Raw genomic sequence first — 9,440 nt, 5'->3', positions numbered from 1 at the left:
GAGGACGCTGCCCGGGATCGCTGCGGCGGCCATCAGGCGGGCCGCAGCTGCGGGTGCGGTCTCGGGCGGGATGACGAGGAGGTCCCAGCGCCCGATGGCGTAGGAGAGCAGGATGAGCTTGTCGGGGTCTTGTTCTGTGAACCAGCCCACGTGCAGCATGCGCCCGTCAACGGCAACCGTGTGCGGGACGACGGGCCAGCGGGTGGGGTTCACGGCTACGCGCGTGATGCGCCCCCAGGGTTCCTCCAGGGCGGCGGCGAGCGGGGGGAGCTCGGCTTCGAGGTCGCGGGAGTAGGGCCACCAGGCCCCGTCCAGCTGGCCGGCGAGCGGGGTCTTCGGGGTGAGGGACAAGCGTGCCGGAAGGTCTGCGGCGAGGTCGCGGGGCGCGGTCCGGTCGAGGGTCGTGGTCATGATGCGGACCTGCCCCCGGGCTGCCCTGCGGCAGCCCGGTTTTTCGTGGTCGCCGGAAATGACACCCGCGTGAAAGCCGGTGTGCGAAGTACCTCCGGTGCTTTCACCGTACGCCTGTTCGGCGGGCTATGACCCTCGTGACCAGGTACTTTCCGGCGGACGCTGGATCAGGCGGCGGGAGTATCGTGAAAGGACGGCGGGCTCGTGCACGTCGCCGACCGGGCACCGGCGTCGGCATCGGCCGGGAACTGCGACGACGCACGGCCGCACCGTGTAGACGGGCGGACCCACATGCCTGATACCGACCTCCCCCACACGCCCCCACTGCTGCTGCCGGATGCGATCCACCAGGCGGTCAAACCGGGTACGGCCCTGCTGAGGCTGGAGACCAAGCGGTCCCGGGAGGGGCTCCTGGACGGCGCGTGGTGGCCGCGCACGCGCGACATCGAGACCGAGCTGCCCGCGCTGATCAGCGTGTTGACCGGGCATCTCGGGCCGATCACCAGGGTGGGCGTGGACGCGTCCGCCTGGAACGGGCTCCCGACCCGCCTGGTCATCGACAACCAGGTCGTGCACCTCGACTCCGACCCAGTCGGCGACGACACCGTCCTCATCACCCGAGGCGACAACGACCACTTCGCGCTGCTGGTGGTTCCCCCGGACGCCACAGCCGACGCCGCCCGCGAAGCGATGGCCCGCGCCGTCCGCGCCGACAACATCACCCAGGCCGCACAGATCCTCATCGCCACCACGCCCGAACCCGAATAGGCCAGGTCGTTGAACTGGGACCTGCCGCAGCCTTTCACGCATACCACCTTGGTTGCCGTGAAGCGGTACCTGGACGGGGTCCGATTTTGCCGTTCGACGGTTGGACAGTGGTCGGATGACGGTAGCGCCGACAGCTGCCGCGGGGAAGCCGCTGCTGAAGCTTGTTCCTTAACGTCCCGTTGATCATCGGGACGTTAAGGAACAAGCCCACCGACAGAGCCACTTCACCGACCAGTAACTGTCTCACCAGTCGTGCGCCTGGTCCGACCGGACAGAACCTAGGCGAGTTGTGCTGCGAAGCCGGACCGCCACGTCGGATGCGCGGGCTGCCATCCACGTGAGCGGGCCAGGCCGTTGAAAGCTCCTCGGGCCCAGCTCTGCTGGCCTGATGTGGGTTCTGGTGCGGGCACGCCGAGGGCGCTGGCCAAGACCGGCACCCACTCGCGAGCCTGCGCGGGTTCGTCGTCCACGATGTTGACCGGCCCAGTCGGCCAGTCAAGGGCCTCGACGGCGGCCCATGCGGCATCGGCAACGTGAATGAACGAGATCACGGAGAGATCCGCCTCGACGCTCCCGAGAAAACGGGCGGCCGGATCTCCGGACAGGGCTGCGGCTACGGGGCCGCCAGGCGCGTACCAGGTGGCGGGGCCGTACAGGACGCCGTATCGCAGCAGTACCGCCGTGTCCAACTCGGTCGCTGTTTCCTCTAGCGCCTGGATACCGTCCACCATCCCTCCTCGCGGCTGCGGAGCCCCGAGGTCGAGGGGGACGGTCTCATCGGCCGGCTGCTCGCCCGGCGCGTACGCCCAGGAGATTGACTGGGCGACAATCCTCGGCACGCCGACAGCCTTGGCCGCATCCACCAGATTGCGCGTCCCCTCCCGGCGCAGCCGGTTGGTTGCCTCCCCATCTGCGTCCGACAGGTCGGTGAGCTGGTCGATCACCGCGTCAGGTGCGGCCGTTGCCACTACTTGGCGGACAACGTCCCGGTCGAGTACGTCTGCTTGAACGGCTGACGCGCCTTGACGCAGTACTCGGTCGGTTCCCGCAAGCGAGCGGGAGATTCCGGTGACCTGGTGTCCCGCGTCCAACAGTAGTGGAACGAGCAGTCGGCCAACCGCACCGGTCGCACCGGCAACGAAGACGCGCATGGAAGTTTCGGTCCTCCGCTTGTTCCGGAAATCCGCCTAGAAACGAATCGGGGCAATCTTAGCGATATCGCATCAAAGTTCTCGGAAATGGATAGTGCTGACGTGGCTCAAGCCGACGACTGCCTTGGCTGTCGCTCGGACCGGGCGATCCGCGTGCTCGGGCCGGCCGTCCGGCTGTGGCCCCGCCGGTGCCGGTGTCGCGACTGGTCTCGGACGGGAGGACCGCTGGCGCATGGCGACGGCCGGGATACTGATTTCAGTCGTTTGCCTCACGCGCTTCGTCGCCCGTCAGCTTGTAGGTCAGAGGTCGGCACGCGTTGAACCGCCAGATGAACAGGTGATAGATCGCGGCTCCGATGACTGCTCCCAGGACTGGCACGATGAGGTAGATCCACAGGTCCTTGGTCTGGCCGGAGAGCGCGGCGGGGCCGAGTTGACGGGCGGGGTTGATGGATCCTCCGCTGAGGGGGCCGAGGAGGGCGATCACCGTGGCGACGGAGATTCCGATGACGTAGGGCAGCAGGTGAGTGAGGCGGGGGTGGGCCAGGAAGTAGCCGACGACGAGGATCAGGGCCGCCATGGCTCCTGCCTCGGCGAGGAAGACGGCTGCGGGCTCCCAGGTGGGCGCGGGTCTGATCGCGCCGTGGGCGACCGACGGGAGGGAGACCGCAGGGCCCCATACCAGGCGCGCCAGGCCCGTGCCGGCCGCGGAGCCGTCGAGTTGGGCAAGGATGTAGGGCGCGACGCTGCCACCGGGGAAGGCGTCCACCAGCCACAGGGCGACCGTCACGGCGGGATTCATGTGGCCCCCGCTGCGCCTGCCGGGCGGGGTGAAGATCAGCCCGGTGAGGATGGCTCCGCTGAGGACGCCGGTGACGGCGAGTGCGATGTTCAGATCGGCGATGTAGAGGGGGGAGTCCGGATCACGCAGCCACCGGACGACCGTCACGGCCAGGAACAGCAAGACCGTGGTGAGCACGAACTCGTCGGCGACACGAGCCAGCGGCAGACGGCGAGGAACAGAAGGAACAGTACTCAGCATGATCTCCAGGCATTGACGTGCCGACCGCAGGGACGACTCCGGAATACCTGCACAACGACGACAACGCACAGGTCGACACCTGACCCTTGCATCAGTTCGGGACTTCGCCGGGGATCTCGATGGCGAAGCGCCGGGGACCTGAATCAGATTCCTCGGCGGCGTCCTCGGCCCTGGTCGGACTCATGACGACCGTCCGCCGTTCCGCACGCCCATGACGGTCGCGCCCTCGCCAACCCCGCGGACTATGACGCCTGGTACGCCCGCGACGAGCAACGCCGCCGCCAACGTGACGAAGAGCGCGGGAGGCAACACGACGAGCGGGCGGCGGAGAGGGAACGCTGAGCGAAGGAAGCCTCCTTCCAGGACAGCGTGCGCAGGCGATGAGGCGGCGACCATGTCCGGACCGTACGTATCCATCGCGAGAGCTTGTTGCCAACGCACAATCATCCATCGGAGGGTGCGGACCACGACGTCGATGAGCGCGTCGCTCACCATTAAAGGACCAGCTGGTGCTGTGTACGCGCCGGTACACGCATGTCGACCAGGACACGTAAGGGGAGGCCATGAACCACGCGGATCGGCGTTCGGACACTCGCTCTCGGCTTGACGGATGTACGCCCGTCTCTTCTGAGTAGGTCTGGCCGGCGGTTGCGGATCGCCGCGTGTTCGTGGCTGGCGACCAAGTCGTCCCACGGAGCGAGGCGTGGCATCACCGGGGCCCGGCTGCAGGGCTGAGGTTGGGATCCCACGCAGGGGCGATGACGAGCACGACGCCGTCCGCCGGCATCTGCAGGCTCATCTGTTGTAATCCCTCGCAGGGTCGAGGGAAGAACTGGAGGCGGGGGCCTGATGTACGAGCTGGACTGCCCCGGCTCACGGCCGACATTCGGTCGTTCCTTCGATGTGTGGAGCGCCCCCCCATGCGGATGGCGCCGGCACGACGTGGACGGCGGATGGTGTCCGCCGGCCACGCTCCGGGAGGTGTCGCCCAAGCGCGGGTGTGAGCCCGGTCGCCCAGGTTGCCCCACACTCCGCACTCCCAATCCCGCCGGTTGCCGCGCCCTGGTCACCGTCACCCTGGCCCGCGCGAAGGCGGCGGACGAGCTGTTCTCCTGCCAGCCTGTTGCGGAGGTCGACCTGTTGGTGGGGTTCGGAGAGGAACGGGAGTGGGTGCTCAAGTTGCTGGGCTGGTGGAGGTGATGGAGAACCGGGTCGACTGCGACTGAGCCTGCGCACGCGCACTCGGCCCTTCCTGTACGGGCGTGCCTCTGCCTAGCGTTCGTTGCATGGATCACCAACAGCAGCTGTCCGTGCGGCACTTCGACCACTGTCCTTGGCTGTTCGCCGGGTCCGCGAGCGAGGACCAGCGGCTCGCCCAGCGGGAGCGGCAGGAGACGATCGCTGGGCACAGCGAAATCGGGGATCGGTGTTACGTCGCCGAGTCCGCAGCGGTGTTCCCTGACCGGCTGCGGCTCGGGGACGACTCGTACATCGCCGCTCATGCCTATGTCACCGGGGAGTTGACCACCGGTTCGGACTGCACGCTCAATCCGTTCACCACGGTGCGTGGCACGGTCGTCCTCGGCGACGGCGTGCGGATCGGCGCACACACCTCACTGCTTGGCTTCAACCACTCCATGGCTCCTGACGGCCCGGTCTTCCAGCAGCCGCTCACCAGTAGCGGGATCAAGGTAGGCGACGACGTGTGGATCGGATCCCACGTGGTCGTGGTGGACGGGGTGAGCATCGGCGACCACTGCGTCATCGGCGCCGGAGCGGTGGTGACCAAGGATCTTCCGGCGTGGACGGTGGCCGCGGGGAACCCGGCACGCCCCCTGCGCGATCGGCGGAGCACCCCTGCCGCGCCGGCACCGCGGAGCCATCCCCTCACCCGGTTCGCCGACACCGCCCGCGCACAGGCCGCCGACATCCTCGCCCGCTGCTGGGACGGCGGCCACTACGTCGACCGCCCCGGTACGGCGCCCACCGTACGGGCACACTGCGACGCCGTGGAGATCGCCGACCTGCTGCTGAGCTCGGCGCCGGAGCAACTGTCCGCCGACGAACATGTGAGACGGCTGGGCTCGGTCCAGGAGCCGGACACCGGCCTGGTGCCGGAGCTCGGCAAGGCGCTTCCGGGGGCGGGCGGTGACGGCTTCGTCGGCGAGGGGGTGGAGCTTTACCACATCCTGTCGGTCGGGTACGCGCTCGATCTGCTGGGCTCCTCCTTCCCTCATCCCGTGCGCGGGGTACGGGAGATGACGGCATCTCAGCTCGTCGCGCGCCTGGAAGAGTTGCCGTGGCACGACGGTGCGTGGGGGGCCGGGGCCTGGATCGACGCCTGGGCCACCGCTGCTCGCTGGAACCTGTCGCACGGCGAGCAGGGCAGCGGTGCGCTGGAGGCGCTGTTCGGCTGGCTCTTGACCCGGAACGATCCCTGGAGCGGCATGTGGGGCAGCCCGTCGGCCGAGGCCGGGCGGCTGCAGGTCGTCAACGGCTACTACCGGCTGACGCGTGGTTCGTTCGCCCAGTTCGGGCTGCCGGTCCCGCATCCGGAACGGGTCGTGGACTCAGTCCTGGACCACGCCCGCGACCCCCGGTACTTCGGGTCGGGGCGGGAGAACGCCTGCAATGTGTTGGATGTCGCCCACCCGTTGTGGCTGTGCGCCCGGCAGCCCGGGACGGGAACCGGGGGTGAGGGCTATCGTGCGGCCGAGATACGTGTCTGGGCCGAGGGGCAGCTGACCGCGGCCTTGTCCCGGTGGCGCGACGGCAAGGGGTTCGGCTTCGGTCCCGGGGCCGCTGGGCCCGGTCTGGAGCCGGGCCTTCAGGGTACCGAGATGTGGCTGGCCATCGTCTGGTATCTGGCCGATCTGCTGGGCCGGTCCGACGACCTCGGCTACCGCCCGCGCGGTGTCCACCGCCCGGAGCCGCCCCGACTCATCAGCTGACCCCCTACCGGCGGCGCCAGGGCAGTATCGCCGGGACGGTCTCGGCGGTCTCGACCCGGTGCAAGGGTGCACTGATCAGCTCGCCGATCTCCTCGAACCGGCACATCTGCTGGGGCGTGAGGGCATCAGCGGTGACTCCCGCTTCGAGCGAAATCGCCATGCCCGGCCGCGAGTTGGCCGACCCCAGTGCGAAGCGAGGCTCAATGGGGTCTGCTGCAGGTTGGGGTGACAGGTTGACCCGCCCCACCATTTGGGCTCCAGTCTCGGTGACTAACCGGCAGCCGGGATAGTGTCGTTCTCGGAGAGTAATTCGTACTCGATGGGGGTGCGGTAGCCCAGCGCTGCACCGGTACAGGCCCGTGCCGGTTCGTGAGGGTTCACCGGTGCTGGCGAGCTGATCCGTGCTCAGCCGTCCGGAAGGGCCTCAACCGCCGTCACCCCGAGCTCTTCACGATCTTCAACAGGGCCTGCCACCCGGCTTCCACACGCTCCTGAGGGATGCCGCGTCGGTGGACGAGGTGGTTGAGGAGGGAGGTATCGAGGAAGGCCAGCAGTGGTTCGGCAAGCAGCTCCGGGTCGCCGGCAGCGGCCGTCTCCCGCAGCAGACTGACAATGTGGGCGCGGCGGACGGCCACAGGCGGGGCGCAGAAGCGGCGCTCGGGCGGTGGGGCGGCGGCGAGACCGAGTTCTCTGTGGGCCAGTAGGTATCGGATGGTGGCCACCCCGAAGGCCTCCAGCCGGTCGAGTGCGGGGGCGCCCGGCCCAAGCGGTGGCGGCCCGGTGAGAAAGGACGCCTGATAGCCCTGCTCGGCCTGGTCGAGGAGAGCCATCAGGAGTCTGGACCGGTCACCGAAGTGCCGGAAGACGGTGCCCTTGCCCACCGAGGCGGCACGCGCGACCGCGTCCATGGTGACGTGCTCGACACCGTTCTGGGCCACCAGCCGGGCCGCGGCCTCCAGCAGGCGTGCACGGTTGCGTACAGCGTCGGCACGCATCGGCCGGCCCGTCTGCGCGGACTGCCCGGCCGGCACGCCCACTTGCAGCGACGGAAGTTGCGCCGGCACAGACGCTCGTCGGGGGAGCGGCACAACTGGAGTCATGGCCTGTCCTCGACGTAGCGGTTCGATGCAAGAAGACGGTCGCCCATCAGCCGCGATCCCCGTTCCCCATGATGCGTATCAGGAGGATCGCAGCGCGGACAGCTGCTGTGCGAACGGGACGACGGCGGTGTCGCCGGTCGCCGGCACCGCAGACTTCACGCGCTGGCGCATCAGCCCGGCCAACTCGCCGCCCGCGCGCACGATCCGGCGGGGCAGCGTGTCGGTGAGGGGATCACCGTTACCGCCCCAGTCCTCGGAAGCCGCGTACACCGACGTGGGTACGACGACCGCGCGCAGGTAGGCGAAGAGCGGACGCAGCGCGTGCTCCAGGGCGAGCGAGTGCCGCGTCGTCCCGCCAGTTGCCGCGGCCAGTACGGCCTGGCCCGTGAGGGCGTCGTTGTCGATGACGTCGAAGAACGACTTGAAGAGTCCGCTGTAGGACGCCGAGAAGACCGGGGTGACGGCGATCAGGCCGTCCGCGGAGGTGACCGTCTCGATGGCTTCGGCGAGGGCGGCGGAGGGGAAGCCGGTGATGAGGTTGTTGGCGATGTCGACTGCGAGGTCGCGCAGTTCGACGATGTGGATCTCCACCTCGCGTCCCGCGTCGGTGAGTTGTGTGCGGACCGATTCGGTCAGCCGGTCGGCCAGCAGCCGCGTGGAGGAGGGGACGCTCAGGCCGGCCGATACGACCGCGAGGTGCAGCGGCTCGACGGTGTTCGCGTTCGTGTTCACTTGGCCGCCTCCTCGGGCTGCGTGGCGCGTCGGGCGAGCAGAGATGCGTGGGTGGGAGCGTCCGGAACGTCGCTGGGGCGCCCGGAGGCGAACTCCTTGCGGAGCGTGGGGAGGACTTCCTCGCCGAGCAGGTCGAGCTGTTCGAGGACGGTCTTCAGCGGGAGTCCGGCCATGTCGATGTTGAACATCTGGCGCTGGTAGTGGCCGAAGTGGTCGCGGAAGGTCAGCGTCTTGTCGATGACCTCCTGTGGGCTGCCCACGGTGAGGGAGGTCTGCGCCATGTACTGCTCCATCGACGGACCGCCGCCGTAGACGGGGGAGTTGTCGAAGTAAGGGCGGTACTCGCGTACGGCGTCCTGGGAGTTCCTGCGTACGAAGACATGGCCGCCGGCTCCGACGATGGCCTGTTCCTGGGTGCCGTGACCGTAGTGGGCGTAGCGCTCGCGGTAGAGGTTGATCAGTTTCGTGAAGTGGCTCATGGGCCCGAAGAGGTTGTTCACGAAGAAGCCGTCGCCGTAGTACGCGGCCTGCTCGGCGATCTCGGGGCTGCGTACGGAGCCGTGCCACACGAAGGGCGGGATGCCGTCCAGCGGACGCGGCGTCGAGGTGAACCCCTGCAGGGGCGTGCGGAACTTGCCTTCCCAGTCGACGACGTCCTCGCGCCACAGCCGGTGCAGCAGCGCGTAGTTCTCGACGGCGAGGGGGATGCCCTGGCGGACATCCTTGCCGAACCAGGGGTAGACGGGGCCGGTGTTGCCGCGGCCCATCATCAGATCGACGCGTCCGTCGGCGAGGTGCTGGAGGACCGCGTAGTCCTCGGCGATCTTCACCGGGTCGTTGGTGGTGATCAGTGTGGTCGATGTCGACAGGATGAGGCGGTCGGTCGTGGCGCCGATATGACTGAGCAGGGTGGTCGGTGAAGATGCGACGAACGGCAGGTTGTGGTGCTCGCCGGTCGCGAAGACGTCGAAGCCGACCTCTTCGGCGTGGACCGCGGTCGCGACCATCGCCTTGAGGCGCTCGTGCTCGGTGCGCGGCCGGCCCGTGGCGGGGTCGGCGGTGACGTCACCGATGCTGAAAATGCCGAACTGCATGGAGCCCTCCTGGGCGGGACAAGTGCTGGCGGGGCGGGGTGCGGGGTGGGGGTCGCCCACGCCACCGCACCTCACCCCGTGGTGACCGGTTCAGCTCTGCGGGAGGAGTTCCATGAGGATGTTGATGATCTTGGTGCCGTTGTCGGTGGTCCAGTTCTGGGCGAGTTCGGCGAGGAGCTGGTTGGTGGAGG

At 68.5% G+C, this 9,440-nt stretch carries 9 protein-coding genes; 2 read left to right on the top strand and 7 right to left on the bottom strand.

Annotation, left to right across the window (positions count from 1 at the left end; translation table 11 throughout):
- The coding region (locus ACFWXC_RS52675) for a DUF5994 family protein (protein WP_384491440.1) at positions 1-411 on the bottom strand (411 nt) is incomplete at its 3' end.
- 291 nt (positions 412-702) lie between these two features.
- On the opposite strand from ACFWXC_RS52675, the gene ACFWXC_RS52670 reads away from it, so the two are divergent.
- Positions 703-1,179 carry a DUF5994 family protein gene (locus tag ACFWXC_RS52670; protein WP_384491438.1) on the top strand — a complete coding sequence of 159 codons (477 nt, stop codon included), beginning with the start codon at positions 703-705 and terminating at the stop codon, positions 1,177-1,179.
- A 278-nt stretch (positions 1,180-1,457) separates the two neighbouring features.
- Here ACFWXC_RS52670 and ACFWXC_RS52665 read toward each other — a convergent pair whose 3' ends face one another.
- Positions 1,458-2,330, bottom strand: a complete 873-nt coding sequence (locus ACFWXC_RS52665; protein WP_384491436.1) for an NAD-dependent epimerase/dehydratase family protein — start codon at positions 2,328-2,330, stop codon at positions 1,458-1,460.
- A gap of 256 nt (positions 2,331-2,586) precedes the next feature.
- Entirely contained in the window at positions 2,587-3,372 is a 786-nt protein-coding gene (locus ACFWXC_RS52660; RefSeq protein WP_384491434.1) for an MIP/aquaporin family protein, read from the bottom strand.
- A gap of 1,286 nt (positions 3,373-4,658) precedes the next feature.
- Here ACFWXC_RS52660 and ACFWXC_RS52655 point away from each other — a divergent pair.
- Complete coding sequence (locus tag ACFWXC_RS52655) at positions 4,659-6,323, top strand: acyltransferase (protein ID WP_384491432.1); 1,665 nt, start codon at positions 4,659-4,661, stop codon at positions 6,321-6,323.
- A gap of 4 nt (positions 6,324-6,327) precedes the next feature.
- Here ACFWXC_RS52655 and ACFWXC_RS52650 read toward each other — a convergent pair whose 3' ends face one another.
- The 4 genes from ACFWXC_RS52650 to ACFWXC_RS52635 all read right to left on the bottom strand — a co-directional run bounded on the left by ACFWXC_RS52650 (position 6,328) and on the right by ACFWXC_RS52635 (position 9,249).
- The gene (locus tag ACFWXC_RS52650; protein WP_384491430.1) at positions 6,328-6,483 is read right to left on the bottom strand and encodes a hypothetical protein; all 156 of its coding nucleotides are present in this window, start codon (positions 6,481-6,483) and stop codon (positions 6,328-6,330) included.
- A 274-nt stretch (positions 6,484-6,757) separates the two neighbouring features.
- Positions 6,758-7,318, bottom strand: a complete 561-nt coding sequence (locus ACFWXC_RS52645) for a TetR/AcrR family transcriptional regulator (RefSeq protein WP_384491428.1) — start codon at positions 7,316-7,318, stop codon at positions 6,758-6,760.
- Positions 7,319-7,501: 183 nt separating this feature from the next.
- A complete protein-coding gene (locus ACFWXC_RS52640; protein ID WP_384491425.1) occupies positions 7,502-8,155 on the bottom strand; it encodes an FMN reductase in 654 nt (217 codons plus the stop codon).
- Entirely contained in the window at positions 8,152-9,249 is a 1,098-nt protein-coding gene (locus ACFWXC_RS52635; RefSeq protein ID WP_384491423.1) for an LLM class flavin-dependent oxidoreductase, read from the bottom strand. The genes ACFWXC_RS52640 and ACFWXC_RS52635 overlap by 4 nt, the downstream gene beginning before the upstream one ends.
- Positions 9,250-9,440: the final 191 nt, after the last annotated feature.

This window comes from Streptomyces sp. NPDC058683 (assembly GCF_042716195.1).
In the GTDB taxonomy this organism is placed as follows: Bacteria; Actinomycetota; Actinomycetes; order Streptomycetales; family Streptomycetaceae; genus Streptomyces.
The sequence above is the reverse complement of the archived record's forward strand: the minus strand, read 5'-3'. Positions and strand labels throughout refer to the sequence as shown.